We start from the raw sequence: 20,843 nt of genomic DNA on the forward strand, positions 1-20,843 counted from the left end.
AATAAATTTGTCATTATTTTGAAATATATTGTTAATCAAAATTTAACCGAGTCTTACACAGGCCCCGATTATGAGCCCAACAGCACTGGTAGAACCTTTTAAATCAGAACCTATCAAGCTTGAAGTGAAAAACCTCGACTTGTTTTATGGTCCGAAACGCGCATTGAACGCGGTAAATATGAAAATCCCGGAAAAGAAAGTGACTGCGTTTATTGGTCCATCCGGTTGCGGTAAGTCGACGTTGCTGCGTTGTTTCAATCGCATGAATGATTTGGTTGATGCATGCCGTATCGAAGGTCAAATTTTATTGGAAGGTTCCAATATTTATGACAAATCGGTTGATGTTGCAGAATTGCGTCGTCAAGTGGGGATGGTTTTTCAAAAACCGAATCCATTTCCAAAATCAATCTACGAAAATGTTGCCTATGGTCTACGCTTGCAAGGTGTGAAATCCAAACGCGTGTTGGATGAAGTCGTAGAGAAATCATTGCGCGGTGCAGCATTGTGGGATGAAGTGAAGGATCGCCTGCATGACAATGCGTTCGGATTGTCAGGTGGACAGCAACAACGTTTGGTAATTGCACGTGCAATTGCAATTGAACCGGAAGTGATTTTGCTGGACGAACCTGCATCGGCACTCGATCCAATTTCGACATTGAAGATTGAAGAACTGATTAACGAATTGAAGCACCAATACACAATCGTTATTGTTACCCACAACATGCAGCAAGCAGCGCGCGTTTCGGATTACACAGCGTTTATGTATATGGGGGATTTAATTGAGCACGATCTAACAGACACGCTCTTTACCAATCCCAGCAAAAAACAAACTGAAGATTACATCACCGGCCGTTACGGTTAATGCGGAGGGCGCATCATGGTTATGGATATTACGAGTCACACTCATCATATCTCGCAACAATACAATCTTGAGCTGGAAACCATCCGCACGCATTTGTCGGAAATGGGCGGCATGGCCCAGCGTCAGGTGAACGATGCGATTCAGGCATTAATCGATGCCGATATTGAACGCGCCGAACAAGTGGTGCGTGGCGATACCAAAGTCAATTCAATGGAAGTGACTATCGACGAAGAATGCGTACGTATTCTTGCCCGTCGCCAGCCAGCTGCCAGCGATTTGCGTTTGGTCATTGCAGTCACAAAAGCAATTACCGATTTGGAGCGCATCGGTGATGAAGCGTCCAAAATTGCCCGCCAGGCAATTGCGATGAATAAAGATGGCCATGCGCCGCGTGGTTATATTGAGGTGCGCCATATCGGCGGCCATGTATCGCGTATGTTGCAAGACGCCCTGGATGCATTCGCTCGCCTGGATATGGACCTTGCCCTGACCGTTGTACAAACCGATAAACAAGTTGATATGGAATACAGCACCGCGATGCGCGAGTTGGTGACTTTTATGATTGAAGATCCGCGCAGCATTACGCGCGTTCTTAATATCATCTGGTCATTGCGTGCGTTGGAGCGTATTGGTGATCATGCGCGCAACCTGGCCCAATATGTCATTTATCTGGTGAATGGCGAGGATGTTCGCCACTCCAACCTTGAAGAGATTGCCGATAACATCGCTAATAAGGAATAACTGAAGGAATCAATCCTTTATGGTTATTGCAATGCATATTTTGCGTGACTAAAGCTATATCCTCTTGTTAAATAACCCGCGCCTGATTTCAGGCGCGGGTTTTGTTTTTATGGGGTCACAACAGCGTTTCCCTCTCCAATACGGGATTTATTGATTTATCCAACGCGAATAAGTCTTGTCGGGGAGCGCATAAATATATAATATAAATAGGCTAATTAAATATGCTGGATACAGGGCGTAATCTAACTCACCAGTTAACCCATCAATTGGGTGCGGCGATAGTACAAGGTCAATATGCGATTGATAAATCCTTCCCTACCGAGGCGGAGCTATCGCTGCAATTTAACATCAGTCGCAGTGTTACCCGCGAAGCGGTAAAAATGCTGACGGCCAAGGGCCTGATTGCTTCACGGCCACGGCAGGGTATCCGGGTTATGCCCAGTACCCACTGGAATATGTTTGATGCCGATGTATTGGGCTGGACGTTAAATGCGCGCCCGTCATTGGAGTTGTTGCGTGAATTCACGCAATTGCGGATGGCGATTGAGCCGGAAGCTGCCGCATTGGCTGCCGAAAACTATAAGGATGCAGCAGCAATTAAAGCCATTGGCGATGCGCTCGCGCGTATGAAAAAAGCCGATGAAGGGCAAGACGATCCGCTCTCGGCCGATATTGAGTTCCATTGCGCAATCCTGGCTGCCAGCAAAAATCGCTTCTTCTTCCAGTTGCGTGAATTTATCCAGGTCGCCCTGCGTGTAAGTATCGCCAGTACCAACCAGCTAAAAGGTGTACTGACCGCAGATTACGAAGACCATAAACGTATTTACGATGCGATCTGTGCTGGCGATCAGGAATCAGCCAGTAAAGCGGTAAAAACCTTGTTACAAGAGGTTATGCAGTTAATTAATGTCTCTCTGGTAAAACCGAAATAAACTGCAAGGGTAAGGGTTTTCTGCCTAAGCTAAGTAACGGTAATGACCGCGTGTAACCAGAGAGAATTCAACATGCAAAGCTATTCAAGCCATCAAGGATATACCCGCTACCCCAGTCTGGAAGGGCGTGCCGTGTTTATTACTGGCGGTTCCACGGGAATCGGTGCGGCGCTGGTCGAGGCATTTGCTTCCCAGGGCGCAAAGGTGGCGTTTGTCGATATAGATGTACCGGCTGGCGAAGCATTATGCGATGAGCTTGCCCAAAAAGGCTGGATTCGCCCCTGGTTTGCGGCGTGTGATGTGAGTGATATCAGCTCGCTTAAACAAAGCATCCTCAAAGCTGCTGAAAGCCTCGGTGAAATCAGTGTATTGGTAAATAACGCTGCTAATGACCAACGTTACGATACGCGTAGCATTACCGAAGAAAATTGGTATCGCGGTTTGGCGATCAATTTGCACCCGGCATTTTTTGCAGCGCAAACCGTACAGCCTATGATGGCGAAATTGGGGGGCGGATCGATTGTAAATATCAGCTCCATTAACGTGCAATTCGGCCCACCCAACCTTGCCAGTTATATCACTGCCAAAGCGGGGATTTTGGGAATTTCAAAAGCGCTGGCGACGGATTACGGTATAGATAATATCCGGGTGAATTCCATTTTGCCGGGCTGGGTTGCAACGCCCAAACAATTGGAAAAATGGCTCTCACCGGAAGAAGAAGCAGAGTTGATGAAACGTGTGTGCCTGAAAAAACGTCTGGGTGCACATGATGTTGCCAAGCTTGCCTTGTTCTTGGCATCCGACGACGCCGCCATGATTACCTCGCAAGAGTTTATCGTAGATGGAGGGCGTATTTAATGATTATGGCGTAATGGTTGCGGTAGGTAATCCTGATTACCAAAAGCTCATTGAAGCTATAAAAATAAAATTCAATAAGTAGTCAGGAGATCTGCGGTAATGATTAATAGCCTAAATTGGTTAGACCTTTCTATTCTGGCGTTATACGCCATGGTTCTGATTTTCATTGCTTATTATGTTTCGCGCGAAAAAGCCGGGCACCAAAAAAACGCCGAAGATTATTTTCTGGCGAGTAAATCCTTGCCCTGGTGGGCAGTAGGTACTTCACTCATCGCTGCGAATATTTCTGCAGAACAAATTGTCGGTATGTCCGGTGCCGGTTATGCCGCGGGTATTGCCATTGCATCCTACGAATGGATGTCTGCTATTACACTCTTCATCGTTGGTAAATATTTCCTGCCGATTTTTATGGCGAAGGGGATTTATACCATGCCGCAATTTTTGGAAAATCGTTATGACCGTCGCGTGCGCATCGTGATGTCGATTTTCTGGTTAACCTTGTATGTGCTGGTGAATCTCACGTCTATTTTATATCTCGGTGCTTTGGCAATTGAAGCGGTAACCGGTGTTGAAATGACTTATGCCATGATCGGCCTTGCGGTTTTTTCATTCACCTATTCCATTTACGGTGGCATGAAAGCGGTCGCGTTTACCGATGTATTCCAGGTAACTCTATTGGTGTTAGGCGGTTTATTAATTACCTATCTCGGTTTGGAAAAAATTGGTGGCGATCAAGGTATCGTGCATGGCTTCACTACGCTGTTGGAAACAGTTCCGGAAAAATTTGATTTAATTCTTGACCCAAGCAATCCGCAATATCAAAACCTGCCAGGTATTTCTGTGTTAATTGGTGGCATGTGGGTAATGAACATGTCGTACTGGGGCTTCAACCAATACATAACCCAACGCACACTCGCTGCAAAAAGTTTGCAGGAAGCGCAAAAAGGTATTGCGCTGGCGGCATACCTGAAAGTGTTGATGCCAATCATTGTGGTATTACCTGGTGTTGCAGCGGCGAGTTTGATTCCCGGTTTATCGCCATCCGATCGCGCCTATCCGGAAATGATGAAATTACTTCCTCATGGTTTATTGGGAATTGTCTTTGCCAGTCTGGTTGCAGCCATTTGCGCATCGCTCAGCTCGAAGGTGAATAGTATTTCCACATTGTTCACCATGGATATTTACAAATTAATTATCAAGCCATCGGCATCAGAAGCGCATCTGGTCAACGTAGGTCGCATTGCGGCTACGATTTCATTAATTATTGCGTTGGTTGTCGCCAAGCCGCTTATCGGGAAATCAGATCAGGCGTTCCAGTTTATTCAGGATTTCACCGCCTATTTCACTCCGGGAATTGTGTTAATGTTTTTGTTTGGTTTCTTCTGGAAAAAAGCAACGGCGACATCTGCTTTGGTTGCAGGCATTTCTTCCATTTTATTATCGATTGCATTCAAAGAATTTTATCCCGGCTTGCCGTTTATGGATCGCGTAGGTCTGGTATTCGTAATTTGTGCTGTTCTTGCCGTGATCGTTACCTATGCTGCCGGTGGTAAGGATCAGGAGAAAGCCATCGATCTCAGTGGCATCAATTTTAAAACCGAGCCGGTATACAACGCTGCCTGCGTTGGCGTGGTGGTGATACTCGTCGCCTTCTACAGTATCTGGTGGTAAGCTTCGTGCCCTGATGGGACTGGTTAAAACGCCCCTTGGGGCGTTTTTTTATTTGCGGGATTGCAAACTGTTTTACAGTGAATGTTAAATTGCTGTTTACAGATAAAAGAAAATGCAACGACATGCAGATAATAATTGTGGCTAACAACTATGGCTAACTACACGCTCATTGATACCGTGCCCTGCGAAAACGTATTAGGCGAGGGCATACAATGGAATTCCCAAGACCAATGTTTTTGGTGGACAGATATCCATTCCGCAAAACTTTATCGCTATCATCTGGCTACTAAAAAACTGTCGCACTGGAATTTGCCGGAAAAGCTTTGTTGCTTTGCGTTTGCGAAAAATGATTCGCGCCTGCTGGCAGCGTTTGAATCCGGTTTTGCATGGTTTGATTACAGCAACGGTGTTGTGGAGTGGATCGCGAAACCGGAAGCACATATACCGGGAAATCGCTCTAATGACGGACGTTGTGATCGCCAGGGGCGCTTCTGGATGGGCACAATCCTTGACCAGAAAAATACACCGGATCAATACGCATCACTTTATTCATTAAGTGCTGACGGAAAAATAAACCAGCATCTTACCGGCCTGCATATTTCCAACGCGCTCTGCTGGAGTCCGGATTCGCGCAAGTTGTATCACGCTGATTCGCCCACCCATACAATTAATGTTTATGATTTTGATGCTGCTGATGGAACACTGTCCAATCGCCAGGTGTTTGCGCGCACTGAGCCCGGTGTAGAACCGGATGGGGCTTGCGTGGATGCGCAAGGGTATGTGTGGAATGCACAGTGGGGCGGCAATCGCGTGGTGCGCTATGCACCTGATGGCAGTATAGACCTGGTATTAACAATGCCGGTTTCGCAGGCAACCTGCGTTGCGTTTGGTGGCGAACAATTAAATTTGCTCGCAGTAACCAGCGCGCGAATTGGTTTAAGCGAAGACGCTTTGAAACTGCAACCGCAGGCGGGTAACTTATTTATTTTCCAAACCGACATTCAAGGTTTGGAAGAGCCGCGCTTCGGTTAATTCAGGTAGTGATATTTCCCGCAAAATGATGTTGAGAAGGCCTAGCTATGGCAGATGTATCGATTGAAATTGTATCGGCTGATTATAAAAATCCGCAGCACGCAAAAGATCTGGTGTATCTGCTAAATGCATATGCACTGGACCCAATGGGCGGCGGCGCTCCTCTCACCGGACATGTGCAAAATACTCTGGTTGATGAATTAGCCAGGCGCAGTTTCGCTATTTCGTTGCTGGCGTATGTGGATGGCAAACCGGCGGGGTTATTAAATGCATTTGAAGGTTTCTCAACCTTTGCAGCAAAACCACTATTGAATGTGCATGATATTGTTGTGGTGCAGGAGTTTCGCGGATTGCAACTCAGCCAACAGTTATTGGCAGCGCTTGAGCGCATCGCGCGCGAACGCGGTTGCTGCAAAATAACGCTGGAAGTATTAAGCGGAAATGAAACTGCAAAGCGTGCCTATTTAAAATTTGGTTTTGCGGGTTATGAATTAAAACCGGAAGCTGGACAGGCGTTATTCTGGCAGAAAAAGTTAGTGTAATTTTTATAAAGCCCGGCGAAGCGGGCTTTATTGTGCTGGAAAAATTACACGGTGAAATATCAGGTTGAACCTACTCAGGCAGGACAAACGGAAAATAATTTTTCGCATTGTTGAAGCTGATATCCTGAATCATCTTACCTACCATTTTGGTGTCATTTGGCACTAAGCCTTTTGCCATATCGCGACCCAAAATTCCGCACAGAATGCGACGGAAATATTCATGGCGCGAATAGCTCAGGAAGCTGCGGCTATCAGTCAACATGCCCACGAAGCGGCTCAACAAACCCAATTGGCTCAGGGCTTCAATCTGGCGAGTCATGCCGTCCATTTGGTCGAGGAACCACCAGCCGCTGCCAAACTGGATCTTGCCCGCTACCGAACCGTCCTGGAAATTACCGATCATGGTGCCAATGACTTCGTTGTCACGCGGGTTTAAGTTGTAAATAATCGTTTTGGCGAGTTTGTTCTGGTCGTCCAGGCGGCCCAAAAACTTTGCCAGGGGCTTCGCGTAATTGTGGTCGCCAATTGAATCAAATCCTGTGTCTGCACCCAGGGTACGGAACAAACGTGGGTTGTTGTTGCGAATCGCACCAATGTGAAATTGTTGCACCCAACCTTTCGCATGATCCTGCAATGCAAATTGCACCATCATGGCAGATTGGAATTTTTCAATTTCAACGGCATCCAATTCTTTGTGGTTACGGATTTTGAGGAAAATTGTTTTGATTTCTTCCTCGGTATAATCCGCTGCGTAAACAGTTTCCAAACCATGGTCCGACAAACGGCAGCCATTTGCGTGGAAATAATCATGGCGAATATCCAGCGCACGAATCAAATCATCAAAAGTGTTGATGTTCACATCAGCAGCGATTGCGAGGCGATCCAGATATTTATTGTATGCCGCTTCACTTTCTACCGCCATTGCCCGGTCCGGGCGCCAGGTTGGCAGCATGGACGATTTAAAGGATTTGTCGGCAGCAGCAGTTTTGTGATGTGCCAGATCGTGAATGGGGTCATCAGTGGTGCACACCAGTTTCACATTGGCTTGTTGCATTAAACCGCGCGCGCTGAATTCCGGTGTGGCCAATAATTCATTACATTGATCCCAGGTGCGTTTGGCGTTGGTGCTATCAAGCAGGCGGTCCGTAATGCCGAAAGGTTTGCGCAGTTCGAGGTGCGTCCAGTGGTAAAGCGGATTTCGCAGTGTGTAAGGAACCGTCTCGCACCACTTTTCAAATTTTTCCCAGTCGCTGGCGTCGCCAGTACAGTAGCGCTCATCAACACCGTTGGAGCGCATGGCTCGCCATTTGTAATGATCACCGGCTAGCCAGACTTCGTAGAGATTTCTGAATTGTTTATTCTGGCCTACTTGTTCGGGGGGCAGGTGGCAGTGGTAATCAATGATGGGCATATTTTTGGCGTAGTCATGAAATAGCACCTTCGCCTGTTCGGTATCGAGCAAAAAGTCGTCGTGGATAAAGCTCATTCTCACAATTCCTCAAGATATGCCGAAGCAACAGCGTTTCCCGTTGAGGCTGTGCGATGGCAAGAAAGTATTACGCTCAACGCATGTCTCGTTTTCCCAAACCATAAATAAAAGCCTGGCCCGAAAATAAACGGACAACCTTTGGAAAGGGAGACTGGTTGAATGTTGTTATTCCATCGAGTACCAGCATGCTGCCAATACACGAAGAGATAAGTTTGACCGAGGATTGCCTGCCCAAAAGGCTCAATGGATGACCACACGAAAACCGTAACTATTGGGCGTGCCGCTATGTTGCAGCTTGGATACCAGTGTAACTGCTGGCAGGCAAAATACCAACAGCTAGCCGCAGTGATTTATTACGACTATTACACTTCTTTAACTCGAATGTAACCGTTTACAGTATAATGCCGGGCGCCGCTAAACCGGTTAAGCAAAAGTGGATTCATCAGCTATAGTCAAAACAGGTTTTATTGCGATTATTGCTACCAAAACGGAGTCTGTTATGACCAAGCCGATTGTCCACACTAATCCGTATTACGAACTGTTGCGTTCCGAGCGGGTAGCCGAGTTTAACCAGCGCAAAGCGCGCGGCGAAATAAAAGACGGTATGTTGCGCGGCGGCGATTTTCGCGGCCTTGATTTGCGTGAGCTGGATGCCAGTGGCCTGGACTTGCGCGATGCTTATTTTCGCGGGGCCGATTTGCGTGGAGTAGATTTTCGCAATACCCAATTGGAAGGTGCGAGTTTTTGCCAGGCTCACATTTCCGGATGTTTTTTCCCTGCGGAATTACCGGCGACTGAATTGCGGTTGTCATTTGATCTGGGTATTCGCGTGCGTTACTTTAGTAAGTGAGTTGCATTGGTTTGCAATCCACATTGAAAATAAATGAGCCGGAAAAATTACAAGAATTTTTAACCTGATTGATTAATGTATAAACATATTTTTGGATAAATATATCCTGCAATCAAAACACAGCACCAGCGGTAATTAATAGCAATAAAAAGAAATGGACTCGTTTCCTTACAATTTAAGAATCCGCGAGGGTGGAATGAAAAAATGTATATTACCGAAGTTATTATCGGCGCTGGTGTGTTGTTCAACGTTAATGCTGGGAATGTTTTCTGCGCTTTCGATGGCGGAAAGCAATTCTGCAACATCTGTGGGTGCTACGAAGGTTGCTGCGAAAAAAGCATTGCCAATAGAAATTAATATTGTCGATAAAAAAGCAACTGCTGAAACCCATTCGCTGTTTGTATTTATGCAACAGCATCGCAAACAAGCGATCATGTTTGGCCACCAGCATGACACAACGCAAGGTTTGACGATCACATCAACCGATGGCTCTCAATCCGATACCTTCAATGCGGTGGGGGATTTTGCTGCGGTGTATGGTTGGGATACGCTCAGCATCGTGACACCAAAACAGGAAGGCGATGTGGTTGCGCAAATTAAAAAAGCTTACGCTCGCGGCGGTATCATCACTGTGAGCTCGCATTTTGATAACCCCAAAACTGATAAGAAAAAAGGTGAGGGAATGGTCGGTACTGCGTGGGACCAGACCCCGGCCGTTGTTGAATCTTTACCCGGTGGTGAATTTAATGATGTCTATAAAGGTTATCTCGATCAGCTCGCCCATTGGGCTAATAATTTAAAAGATGACCAGGGTAAATTAATCCCCGTTATTTTCCGCATCCTTCATGAGAATACCGGGAGCTGGTTTTGGTGGGGCGATAAACAATCGACACCCGAACAATACAAAAGGCTTTATCAATACACCGTAGAATATTTGCGCGATAAAAAAGGTGTTCATAATTTTCTTTACGCGTACTCCCCGAATAATTTTTGGGATGTGACTGAAGCGAACTATTTGGAGCGTTATCCTGGTAATGCCTGGGTGGATGTTCTGGGTTTTGATGCTTACGGTCCGGTAGCGGATAACACTGACTGGTTTAAAAATGTAGTCGCCAATGCAGCACTGGTTGTGCGCATGGCAGATGCGCGCGGAAAAATTCCGGTAATTTCTGAAATTGGTATTCGCGCACCCGATATTGAGGCTGGTAAATACGATAACCAGTGGTATCAAAAATTGATTGCCGGATTAAAAGCAGATAATGAAGCGCGCCACATTGCATTCTTGCTGACCTGGCGTAATGCTCCGCAAGGTGTTCCCGGTCCGAATGGAAAAAACGTTCCTCATTATTGGGTTCCATCGAATCGTGAAGAAAATATCAAGAATGGAACTTTAGACGATTTCCGTGTCTTTTATAAAGACAATCTTACGGCGTTTAATCGCGATATTTCCGGTGTCTATACGATTGAGACTGAAGTGAAATAAATTATTTCAGTAATAAAAACGGCTCTTGTAAAAGGGCCGTTTTTATATCTGGTGCAGGTAAATATCGGTTAAGTTCCTGCGGATCGATATTTGAACGGCTAGTATCGCCCGGATTTTTATAACAACGCTCAACTCATAACAACAACGATGCTCTCCAATACACAACGCAAGGGGCTCAACAATATGACCTTTCTAAAAAAACTCAGCATCATCGCAATGGGCTGCGCACTGGCCGGCCCAATATTGATGGCGAATGCGCAAACGCAACAACAGGCATCTGCACCAAGTCAAAAAGAACTGGCCAGCAAGCCCTGGATGAACACCAGACTTGGTGCGCATGAACGTACGCAGTTGGTGTTAAAAGAAATGACAGTGGATGAAAAGCTCAGTTTATTGATGGGTTATTTTGGTACGGATGCACCCTGGAAAAATTTCACGCGTCCTGAAGAGTCCTATCCGCAGTCGGCGGGTTTTGTTTATGGTGTGCCGCGACTGGGTATTCCCAATATCTGGCAAGCAGATGCCGGTGTAGGTGTCGCGTCCCAATCTGGCCCCAATGTGCGTGAGCGCACGGCATTACCATCGGGCATGGCAACTGCAGCAACCTGGAATCCAAAAATTGGATTTGATGGTGGTGCAATGATCGGCGCTGAGGCGCGCATTTCCGGCTTTAATGTGTTACTTGCCGGCGGTGTAAATTTAGTACGTGAACCGCGCAACGGCCGCAATTTTGAATACGGTGGTGAGGATCCCTATCTTGCCGGTGTGATGGTAGGCCATCAAATTAAAGGTGTGCAATCCAATCATATTGTTTCCACATTGAAACATTTTGCGTACAACGACCAGGAAACCGGTCGCTTTAATTTAAATGTAAATATTGATGAAGCTGCAGGGCGCATGTCCGATTTACTTGCACTGCAATTTGCTTACGAAATTGGCAACCCCGGTTCAGTAATGTGCTCCTACAACCGTGTGTATGGCGTATATGGTTGTGAAAGTGATTATTTATTAAATGAAGTATTGAAAAAGGATTGGGGCTTTAAAGGTTGGGTTATGTCCGATTGGGGCGCAACCCACTCTACAGTTCCCGCAGCAAATAATGGCCTGGATCAGCAATCCGGTTTTCCTTTCGATGTTTCCGCTTATTTTAAAGAGCCATTAAAAGAAGCAGTTATGAATGGCTGGGTATCGCAAGAACGTTTTAATGATATGGCCGGGCGTGTGCTCTTCGCGTTGTTTGATAAGGGTGTCATTGATAATCCTGTTCCCAAAGGCAGCAACAATATTGATTTCAAAAAGCACGGATTGATTTCCCAAAAAGATGCAGAAGAAGCCATTGTATTATTAAAAAATGACAAGCTTTTACCGCTCACCAAAAGTGTGAAAAAAATCGCGATCATCGGCTCCCATGCTAATGTCGGTGTACTTTCCGGTGGTGGTTCATCGCAAGTTTATCCGTTGGGCGGAATGGCGGTTTCTGGTCTTGGTCCGAAAATATTTCCTGGACCAATGGTGTATTACCCATCATCCCCGATGAAGGCATTGGAGGCACGTTTGCCTGATACCCGCATTACCTTTGATGAAGGAACCAATATTCAAATTGCCGCAACATTGGCTGCAGAAAGTGATTTGGTGTTGGTGTTTGCCAATCAATGGACCGCAGAGTCGGTTGATGCCGCGAATTTATCCTTACCTGATAATCAGGATGCATTGATTGCCGCTGTGGCTAAAGCCAATAAAAAAACTGTTGTCGTTTTGCAAACAGGTGGTGCGGTATTAATGCCCTGGTTAAATGATGTGGGTGCAGTGGTAGAAGCATGGTATCCGGGCACTAGCGGTGGTGAAGCAATCGCGCGCGTTTTAACGGGTGAAGTAAATCCATCCGGCCATCTACCAATTACTTTCCCTGCCGCAGAAGCACAATTACCGCGATTAAAAGTGGATGGTTATCCTGAAGTAAAGGATCAGCGCTTTGATGTGAATTACACCGAAGGCGCTACCGTAGGGTATAAGTGGTTTGATGCCCACAACCACACACCATTATTTCCATTTGGGTACGGATTGTCTTACACGGATTTTGAGTTTAGCGATTTAAAGGCAACTGTTAAAAATGATCAACTGAATGTCAGCTTCCGTGTAAAAAATATCGGTGTTGTTGCAGGTAAAGAAGTGGCACAAGTGTATATCGCTCCACTCAACACTAAATGGGAAGCTCCAAAACGTTTGGGGGCATTTCAAAAGGTGGATTTAAAACCGGGAGAATCAACGCAGGTTTCTGTTGTTGTCGACCCCCGTTTGTTGGCTATTTATCAAAGCGAGTCCAAAACCTGGAAAATTGCCAAGGACCAGTATGAAATAATTCTTGCGCGGTCGGCAATCGAGCCGCAGTCAACGGCGAAAGTAAAAATTCCGGCCAGGACTTTGAATGTGAATGGCAAATAGAAGCATTGTTGGACCGCTTCAAGATTGGTTAATTACAGTGGAAAATTTCATGTCTTTCTACACGGTGACTTTATAGTCGCCGTTTTTTTGTTTGTAAGTTTTACAGAAAATTCTGTTATTAGTTCTCCTTCCATAATGGTTTTTAGTCACTCTATGCCATTTAGCTATTGAATTTATTGGTAATTTTATTTTCTGGCACGCAATGCGCATTAGCTCGTATGAACTTTGCGTTGAGCAATTCAATTCAAGCGAAAAAGGATAAGGAGTCTATTATGACTATTCTCAAAAATGCATTGATTATTTTATGTTTGGCTTTTCCTCTGGCTGCCTGTGATTCCAATGACGGAAAAGCAGAGCAACTTGGGGAAAAAATTGATAATGCCGGCAATGAAGCCCGCGATAAATTGGATGATGCTGCCGACGAAGTAAAAGATGGCGTTGAAGATGCCTGCGAAAAAGCCACGGACAAAAATTGCTAATGACATTTATTTAGCCAATTTGATCTATGGAAACCGGTATTGGAGTAATCCAATACCGGTTTTAATTTTTATACTGATGCTGGCGGTTAGCAAGTAACCCGCTATATTGATGGTTCTCTCCAGCGATAAACCAGGGACATCAATATGCGCGCGGATTTATCAGGTAATATTAATCGCTTTATTATCTTCTCCGTATTCTTTACTGCGCGTGCTTACTATCCGGTACTGGCAATCTTATTTATTGATTTGGGTTTAACCCTGGATCAGTTCGTCATGCTCAATTTTGTGTGGGCAGTTACCATTTTCCTGTTTGAAGTTCCCTCGGGGGCATTGGCTGATACTATCGGCCGGCGCAAGTTGTTGGTGGCTGCATCTGCGCTGATGTTTATTGAAATGCTTTGCTTGTTATTCGCATCCTGGTCCAGCGGAGCCATGCTGCTCTTGCTTTGTATTCTCAATCGTATCTGTTCGGGAATATCGGAAGCTTGCGCTAGCGGTGCAGACGAAGCGCTAGCCTACGATTCATTGCCAGAGCAGAATCGCACCCTGGCATGGGATAAACTGCTTGCCAAAGTAATGCGCTGGCGCTCGATTGGATTTGTTGTTGCGATGATTTTAGGCGGGATTTTATACGATCCTCAGATACTGAATTTTTTGTTACCACAAGACCAGACTATTCCTGCTGACATTGCTCATCGCATACCGGTTCTATTAGTGTTGTTGCAGGCAATAGTTTGTGTATTTATTACCTGGCGCATGCGCGAGCCTGCCCATGCCATCGCTGGTGCAAAACTGGAAAATACCTGGGAGCATATTCTCACTACAGCGCGCTGGGTGCTAACTAATCCGAAGACATTGGTAGTGATAGTGATCGGTGTTGCGGTGGATTCCATTGTGCGTAATTTTGCTACCATCAACAGCAGTTATTACCGCCTGATTGATGTGCCGGAATGGACTTATGGGTTTCTTGGTGCGTTATTTGGAATAATGGGTTTTATTATCCCCGGTATTGCCAAACGGTTGAATGAAAAATTCAGTTTGTTCACCAACTTGTTATTCATAGTAATTTGTACCCTGGTTGGATTGATTGTGTTGGTTCCTGCCTGGTCGATTTACGGATTAATTCCCGCTATTTTTTTGTTCAGCATGATGTTTTTCCTGGGGTTCACCGTCAGCCGTGTATTGCATGAGGAAGCGGAATCATCGCGCCGCGCAACTGTGCTTTCGGTTAAAGGTTTAATTTTCAATTTAGGGTATGGCCTATTTAGTTTGGCTTTTTCAATGTTATTGGCACATTTCCCGAATTCGCCAGACGGCAACGCGTTACGCCATTCACTCTTATGGCAAGTGCCATTCTTTGCATTGGTTACGCTGATGCTGTTAACCTGGGCGAGCGTTAAATTAAAAAGTAGAAACCAGGGCAAATATTGAATTGAAAGGAGTTGGCGATGAATGTAGGCATCTATATTTACGATAATGCTGAAGTGCTCGATTTCTCTGGCCCATTCGAAGTGTTTTCCACGGCTGCGCGTGTGGCTAAAAACCCGGATCTATTTCGTGTGTATTTGATAGGAGAAACCGGAGCGACTGTTGTAGCCCGTGCCGGTTTTAAAGTGCTTCCGGATTATTCAATTCATAACCATCCTGTACTGGATTTATTAGTCGTGGTTGGTGGTGTTCACACCGGCGAGATGGAAAAGGATAATGTAATGGCTTGGTTGAAACAGCAGCATTGCCGGGTATCGTTAACAGCAACAGTTTGCACTGGCATTTTTTTGCTTGCTAAAGCTACTAATTTATCCAATACAACAGTCACCACCCATTGGGAAGATATTCCCGATCTGCGCCAACAATTTCCTGAATTGGATGTACAGGAAAATATTCGGTGGGTCGATGCCGGGAATCTGGTTTCTTCCAGCGGTATTTCAGCGGGAATTGACATGAGTTTATATTTGGTTGCGCGCTTGCACAGTCGCGATTTAGCAGAAAGAACTGCGCGGCAAATGGAGTATGATTGGAACAACAGTCGCTAGGTTATTAATTTGCCTCAGCATATTGGATGGAGCTTTGATTAGAAAAAAGCTCCAACTGCAAAAAATTATTATCTTCCCGCAAATCAATAAACCTGACACCAACACCCAATAAACGCACCGGCATATTTTTGCGGTTGTACGCTTCAGCGCATAAGCTTTGCAATTCGCTGAGTGAAACAGCACTGGCACTGCGTTCGATAGTGGTGATGCTGAAATCGGAAAATTTTATTTTTACGTAAAGCTTCACCACTTTGTAATCGTCATCCACGCGGCGCAGACGAATCGCCAGTTGCTGGCTTAAAGATGGGATTTCGTTCAAGCACTGTGGTAATCCCGATAAATCGTTTGCAAAGGTATTTTCAACACTCAGGGATTTACGGCGGCGATCCACAGTCACTGGGCGGTTATCAATACCACGGCTTAAATGATAAAGGCGTGTGCCCATTTGCCCGTAGCGCTGGGTTAATTCGAACACTGAAAACTTATGCAAATCACTACAAGTAAAAATACTGGACTCTGCCAGTTTTGCCGCCATGGCTTTGCCCACGCCATAAATTTTATTTACCGGTAGTTGCGCTACAAACTCTGGTACTTTGGCTGGCGTAATAACAAATTGGCCATTAGGTTTATTCCAATCGCTGGCAATTTTGGCGAGGAATTTATTGGGGGCGATGCCTGCAGAAACGGTAATGCCGATTTCTTTTTGAATACGCGCGCGAATTTCCTGTGCGATGAGTGTTGCACTGCCGTGATGAAATTCCGAATCGCTCACATCCAGAAACGCTTCATCCAACGAGAGTGGCTCGATCAACTCGGTATATTCATAAAAAATACTGCGCATTTGCATAGATGCCTCGCGATAGGAATCCATGCGATGGGGTAATACCAGTAAGTCCGGGCAGAGGCGTTTGGCATGGCTGGTGGGCATCGCGGAACGCACGCCGTAGCGTCGCGCTACATAATTGCAGGTTGATATAACACCACGGCTTTCACTGCGCCCGCCTACTGCGATGGGAAGTTTCACCAATGACGGATCATCGCGCATTTCAATCGCGGCGAAAAAACAATCGGCATCCAGGTGAATAATTTTACGCATCAGGAAAGTGTTTGTTAAAAGGAGTTGGTCAGGTTTCTGTATTTAAACACAGTATGGCTAAAAAACCAGTATTTGCGTTGCAAAGGATATGCCCTGGTATCGCCAGGTTACGGCAGTGGTAATTGGGCCAGGGTGATGTGAGTGTTCCTGCCAGGCCATACGGGTCAGTGTGAAGCCTGGTAACAACGGGTAAAATTAGGTTAAATTGTATGACTATATTATCTCTGGGCGACTATTCTTAACTTGCCTGATTTAACTATAAATACAAACTCTGGAGAAAATCCTATGCGTTTTATCAAACCGCTCGCGGCAGCTATCGGCCTGTGCGCATCCTCCCTGGTCTTTGCCAATACCCAGTTAAGTGTGGATACGACCAAGCCCGGTCCGGTCATTAATAAAAATATCTACGGTCAATTTGCCGAGCATTTGGGGCGCGGTGTTTACGAGGGACTGTGGGTTGGTCCGGATTCCAAAATCCCGAATACACGCGGTTGGCGTAATGATGTAATTGGCGCGCTAAAGGAAATCAAAGTCCCTCTGGTTCGTTGGCCTGGCGGTTGTTTTGCCGATGAATACCATTGGCGCGATGGCATTGGTCCGCGTGCGCAACGTCCGGTAAAAGTAAATACCAACTGGGGTGGTGTGGAAGAAAATAACGCGGTAGGTACGCACGAATTTTTTGATTTGGCCGAAATACTCGGCGCAGAGACTTATGTGAATGGTAATCTCGGCACAGGCACTGCGCAGGAGATGGCTGATTGGGTTGAATACATGACGGGCGAGGGCAAATCTACACTTGCCGAGTTACGCCGTAAAAATGGCCGCGACAAACCTTTCCGCGTACATTACTTTGCGATTGGTAATGAGGCTTGGGGCTGCGGCGGCAATATGACCCCTGAGTTTTACACTCACCTCTATAAACAATATGCCAGCTTCCTGAAAACTCCCGAGCACAATAAACCGAAGCTGATTGCCAGCGGTGGACACACTGAAGATACCAGTTGGGCCGATCATCTCACCGCCAATGTAAAACCCAATTGGAGTTTGCGAATGGATGCAGTGAGTTTCCATTACTACACGCTCCCGACTGGCGACTGGAAAGTTAAAGGTGCTGCATTGCAGTTTCCAGAGGCTGAGTGGATGTCTACGGTGGTTAATACGTTGAAAATGGACGAATTCATTATCAACAATAAAAAAGTGATGGATAAAAATGATCCGGAGAAAACGGTAGGTTTTTATGTGGATGAGTGGGGTACATGGTTCGACGTGGAGAAAGGTGAGAATCCCGGTTTCCTTTATCAACAAAATAGTTTGCGTGATGCAATTGTTGCTGCATTGAATTTGAATATTTTTCACAAGCACGCAGACCGTGTGCATATGAGCAATATCGCGCAAATGGTAAACGTGCTGCAGGCAATGATTTTGACGGATAAAGAAAAAATGATCCTGACCCCGACCTACCATATTTATAAAATGTATGTACCATTCCAGGATGCGACATCATTTCCGCTGGAGTTGAAAAACGTTCCACAATATACCCTGGGTAAACAATCAGTTCCTGCGGTAAGTGCAACCGCAGCGCGAGCAAAAGACGGGAAAATTTATCTGGCGCTGGTGAATACCAATCCCAATAAAGCGGAAGCGGTGGATATCAATCTTGCTGGTGTAAAAATTAATTCTGTTAGCGGCCAGGTGTTAACGGCGAAAGCGATGGATGCACACAACACGTTTGCTGCACCGAACAACATTAAACCGGAGGCTTATTCTGCGAAGGCCAGCAATGGCAAACTGGCGCTGGATCTGCCGGCTAAATCGGTTGTTGTTGTAGAAGTGAAGTAAGGTTCCACGCGTTTGTTATCGTAAAAATCCCGGGTTAAAGCCCGGGATTTTTTTATTATTAATATCCTTGACCTGCATGTTATTTCATTGCTTGAGTCAACCCCTGATTCGCAGCACAATATAACCCTCCCGACATTGCCCTTTTCTTTAGAGATATAACATGAAAAAAATCCATGGATTGCTATTGGGTATTCTGTGTTCATCCCCGTTTGTATTTGGTGAACCGGTGCAATTGATACCGGCAGATAACGCCAATTATCTCTATACCGGTCGCGTTGATTTTGCAGATAAAAAAGCACCATCCATTTCCTGGACCGGTACCAGTATCAAGGCGAATTTTACTGGTACCTCATTAGCCTTAAAACTGGATGATCAATTCGGTAAAAATTATTTCAATATTTTTATCGATGGCGAAACGCAGCACCCTTATGTGCTTGAAGCCAAACAAGGCGAGCAAACTTATGTAATCAGCACCGCCTTAAAAGCAGGCAACCATACCCTGGAAATCTACAAGCGTACCGAAGGGGAAGAGGGCGCTACGGCATTTAAGGGATTGTTATTGGATAAAGATGCAAAATTGCTGGCGCCGCCAGCACGACCCGCTCGTCGTATTGAAATCTATGGCGATTCAATTACTACCGGTGCAGGCAACGAAGGTGCTGATAATGGCGCAGACCATTTGCTCAGCGAAAAAAATAATTATTGGGCTTACGGCGCGATAACGGCGCGCAACCTGAATGCAGAGCTACATACTATTTCGCAAAGCGGAATCGGCATTATGATTAGCTGGTTTCCTTTTATTATGCCGCAGTTTTATGACCAGCTTAGCGCGGTAGGCAATAACGACAGCCAATGGAACTTTAGCCAATGGACCCCGGATCTCGTGGTAATTAATTTATTCCAGAATGATTCATGGCTGGTAGATCGCGAACAACGTTTACAACCTGCGCCAACGGACGCGCAACGTGTTCAAGCCTATATTAATTTTGTGCGCAGTGTGCGAGCCAAATATCCAAAGGCACAAATTATTTGTGCATTGGGCAGTATGGATGCAACGGCAACGCCCAAGTGGCCTGGCTATATCACCACGGCGGTTGAACGTATGAAAAAAGAAAATAATGATCAAAAACTCGATACTATTTTCTTTGAGTTCACTGGCTTCGGTGGGCATCCGCGCATCGCGCAGCACAAAGCCAATGCAGAAAAGTTAACGGCATTTATCAAACAAAAAATGAATTGGTAATATCGATTAAAGCAGAAACCAAATAAAAACGGGCGAGGTAATCGCCCGTTTTTGTTACCGGAAAAAATTAGCGCTTCAAATCCAGCAAGCGGAAATAGGCCGGTTTTGGTTGTTGTTGGCGATCAAACAATAGCGGATAGTTGGTTCTGCCTTTAATCGGGAAATCATTCAGCCAACTGGCATCATCACTCACTCCCCAGAAAGTTACGCGGTCAACCTTATCGCGATGTTTCACCAGGATCTTAAACAGCGATTCATAAGCCTTCGCCAATTTTTCCTCGACTTCTTTAGGCAAACCTTTGATGTAAGGATCACGCTCTGGTTTGTATTCAAAACGGGTGGAAATTTCCGCAACCGGTAAATTCCATACTGAAGGCAGTACGTCAATATCCAGCTCGGTGAGGTGTACTTTCAAACCTAATGCAGAATAGGCGAGGATGCTGTCTTCAAAATCCTGTATGTTGGTTTCCAAACCGATATGCGCTTGCATGCCTAAACCATGGATTGGTGTATTGCGTTTTTGCAGGCGTTTCAGCATATCGAGTGTTGCCTGGCGTTTGTCCGGGCGTTCATTGTTGTAATCGTTGTACATCAAATGCGCGTTGGGATCGACTTCGTGTGCGAGGTTAAAGGCGTTGACCAGGAAATCATCGCCCATGATTTTATACCAATGGCTATCGCGCATTTTGCCATCGTCGCCTACGGCTTCATTGACTACATCCCAGGCGGCGAGTTTCCCTTTGTAGCGGCCAACAATCGTCGTGATATGTTCTTTTTGTTTTTTCTCCAATTCTGCTTTGGAGATATAGCTGCCATCTTTATTTTTAAATACGCTATCGGGGATCTGGCTATGCCAACCTAGTGTGTGGCCTACCATATGCAAATTATGTTTGCTGCCAAATGCAACAAAGGCATCGGCATCGCCCCATTTCCAGCTGCCATCTTCATTGCGCATCTCACCCCATTTCATGCAGTTTTCCGGCGTGATGGAATTGAAATCTTTATTGATAATTGCAACCAATTTCGGATCTTGTTTATTAATAATGCTGGCGCTGAGCGCGGCACCAATTAAAAAATCGTCTTTGTATGCTTCTTTTAATCCGGTAGCAGCAGCGGCTTTTTCTGCTGCCTGCAATTTTGCACTGGCGATAATAGCGGCAGTTGCTCCGCTCATCGCTAGTAAATGTCTGCGTGAGATTTTCATTCTTGTCTCCTCGGTTGATAATGGTCTGGTTATTGAAAATTCGCTAT

At 45.7% G+C, this 20,843-nt stretch carries 18 protein-coding genes; 15 read left to right on the forward strand and 3 right to left on the reverse strand.

From position 1 onward, the window contains the following. Positions 1 to 70 precede the first annotated feature (70 nt). The 7 genes from pstB to A596_RS20190 all read left to right on the forward strand — a co-directional run bounded on the left by pstB (position 71) and on the right by A596_RS20190 (position 6,638). Entirely contained in the window at positions 71 to 862 is a 792-nt protein-coding gene (gene pstB, locus A596_RS20160) for a phosphate ABC transporter ATP-binding protein PstB (protein WP_039918259.1), read from the forward strand. A 21-nt stretch (positions 863 to 883) separates the two neighbouring features. Then, entirely contained in the window at positions 884 to 1,603 is a 720-nt protein-coding gene (phoU, locus tag A596_RS20165) for a phosphate signaling complex protein PhoU (RefSeq protein ID WP_084128735.1), read from the forward strand. A gap of 221 nt (positions 1,604 to 1,824) precedes the next feature. After that, positions 1,825 to 2,535, forward strand: coding sequence for a FadR/GntR family transcriptional regulator (locus A596_RS20170; RefSeq protein WP_039918263.1), 711 nt, complete (start codon positions 1,825 to 1,827; stop codon positions 2,533 to 2,535). A 72-nt stretch (positions 2,536 to 2,607) separates the two neighbouring features. Further along, the gene (locus tag A596_RS20175; RefSeq protein ID WP_052417739.1) at positions 2,608 to 3,393 is read left to right on the forward strand and encodes an SDR family NAD(P)-dependent oxidoreductase; all 786 of its coding nucleotides are present in this window, start codon (positions 2,608 to 2,610) and stop codon (positions 3,391 to 3,393) included. Between the two features lie 99 nt (positions 3,394 to 3,492). Continuing rightward, positions 3,493 to 5,064, forward strand: a complete 1,572-nt coding sequence (locus tag A596_RS20180; protein ID WP_039918266.1) for a sodium:solute symporter family transporter — start codon at positions 3,493 to 3,495, stop codon at positions 5,062 to 5,064. Positions 5,065 to 5,214: 150 nt separating this feature from the next. Then, on the forward strand, positions 5,215 to 6,096 hold the full coding sequence (locus A596_RS20185) for an SMP-30/gluconolactonase/LRE family protein (protein WP_039918269.1): 882 nt from the start codon (positions 5,215 to 5,217) through the stop codon (positions 6,094 to 6,096). A gap of 47 nt (positions 6,097 to 6,143) precedes the next feature. After that, a complete protein-coding gene (locus A596_RS20190; RefSeq protein WP_039918271.1) occupies positions 6,144 to 6,638 on the forward strand; it encodes a GNAT family N-acetyltransferase in 495 nt (164 codons plus the stop codon). A gap of 70 nt (positions 6,639 to 6,708) precedes the next feature. Here A596_RS20190 and uxaC read toward each other — a convergent pair whose 3' ends face one another. Beyond that, positions 6,709 to 8,124 (reverse strand): glucuronate isomerase, encoded by a 1,416-nt coding sequence (gene uxaC / locus A596_RS20195; protein WP_039918273.1) that lies wholly within the window; start codon positions 8,122 to 8,124, stop codon positions 6,709 to 6,711. A 502-nt stretch (positions 8,125 to 8,626) separates the two neighbouring features. Here uxaC and A596_RS20200 point away from each other — a divergent pair. From A596_RS20200 to A596_RS20225, 6 genes are all read left to right on the forward strand, one after another. After that, positions 8,627 to 8,977, forward strand: coding sequence for a pentapeptide repeat-containing protein (locus A596_RS20200; protein ID WP_039918430.1), 351 nt, complete (start codon positions 8,627 to 8,629; stop codon positions 8,975 to 8,977). A gap of 196 nt (positions 8,978 to 9,173) precedes the next feature. Beyond that, positions 9,174 to 10,460, forward strand: a complete 1,287-nt coding sequence (locus A596_RS20205; RefSeq protein ID WP_039918275.1) for a glycosyl hydrolase — start codon at positions 9,174 to 9,176, stop codon at positions 10,458 to 10,460. 183 nt (positions 10,461 to 10,643) lie between these two features. Next, complete coding sequence (locus tag A596_RS20210; RefSeq protein ID WP_039918277.1) at positions 10,644 to 12,902, forward strand: glycoside hydrolase family 3 C-terminal domain-containing protein; 2,259 nt, start codon at positions 10,644 to 10,646, stop codon at positions 12,900 to 12,902. A 272-nt stretch (positions 12,903 to 13,174) separates the two neighbouring features. After that, positions 13,175 to 13,381, forward strand: coding sequence for a hypothetical protein (locus A596_RS20215; protein ID WP_039918280.1), 207 nt, complete (start codon positions 13,175 to 13,177; stop codon positions 13,379 to 13,381). Positions 13,382 to 13,525: 144 nt separating this feature from the next. Further along, on the forward strand, positions 13,526 to 14,812 hold the full coding sequence (locus A596_RS20220; RefSeq protein WP_052417741.1) for an MFS transporter: 1,287 nt from the start codon (positions 13,526 to 13,528) through the stop codon (positions 14,810 to 14,812). Between the two features lie 17 nt (positions 14,813 to 14,829). Beyond that, positions 14,830 to 15,414, forward strand: coding sequence for a DJ-1/PfpI family protein (locus tag A596_RS20225; protein WP_039918282.1), 585 nt, complete (start codon positions 14,830 to 14,832; stop codon positions 15,412 to 15,414). A gap of 4 nt (positions 15,415 to 15,418) precedes the next feature. On the opposite strand, the gene dinB is transcribed toward A596_RS20225, so the two are convergent. Continuing rightward, positions 15,419 to 16,510, reverse strand: coding sequence for a DNA polymerase IV (gene dinB, locus A596_RS20230; RefSeq protein ID WP_039918285.1), 1,092 nt, complete (start codon positions 16,508 to 16,510; stop codon positions 15,419 to 15,421). A 285-nt stretch (positions 16,511 to 16,795) separates the two neighbouring features. Here dinB and A596_RS20235 point away from each other — a divergent pair, with 285 nt between their 5' ends. Both A596_RS20235 and A596_RS20240 read left to right on the forward strand, forming a co-directional pair. Next, positions 16,796 to 18,349, forward strand: coding sequence for an alpha-N-arabinofuranosidase (locus A596_RS20235; protein WP_039918287.1), 1,554 nt, complete (start codon positions 16,796 to 16,798; stop codon positions 18,347 to 18,349). A 160-nt stretch (positions 18,350 to 18,509) separates the two neighbouring features. Continuing rightward, complete coding sequence (locus A596_RS20240; protein ID WP_084128717.1) at positions 18,510 to 19,592, forward strand: SGNH/GDSL hydrolase family protein; 1,083 nt, start codon at positions 18,510 to 18,512, stop codon at positions 19,590 to 19,592. Between the two features lie 67 nt (positions 19,593 to 19,659). Here the strand turns inward: A596_RS20240 and A596_RS20245 are convergent, their stop codons facing one another. Then, positions 19,660 to 20,796, reverse strand: a complete 1,137-nt coding sequence (locus A596_RS20245) for an endo-1,4-beta-xylanase (protein WP_039918289.1) — start codon at positions 20,794 to 20,796, stop codon at positions 19,660 to 19,662. Positions 20,797 to 20,843: the final 47 nt, after the last annotated feature.

It is taken from the genome of Cellvibrio mixtus subsp. mixtus J3-8, from assembly GCF_000766945.1.
In the GTDB taxonomy this organism is placed as follows: domain Bacteria; phylum Pseudomonadota; class Gammaproteobacteria; order Pseudomonadales; family Cellvibrionaceae; genus Cellvibrio; species Cellvibrio mixtus_A.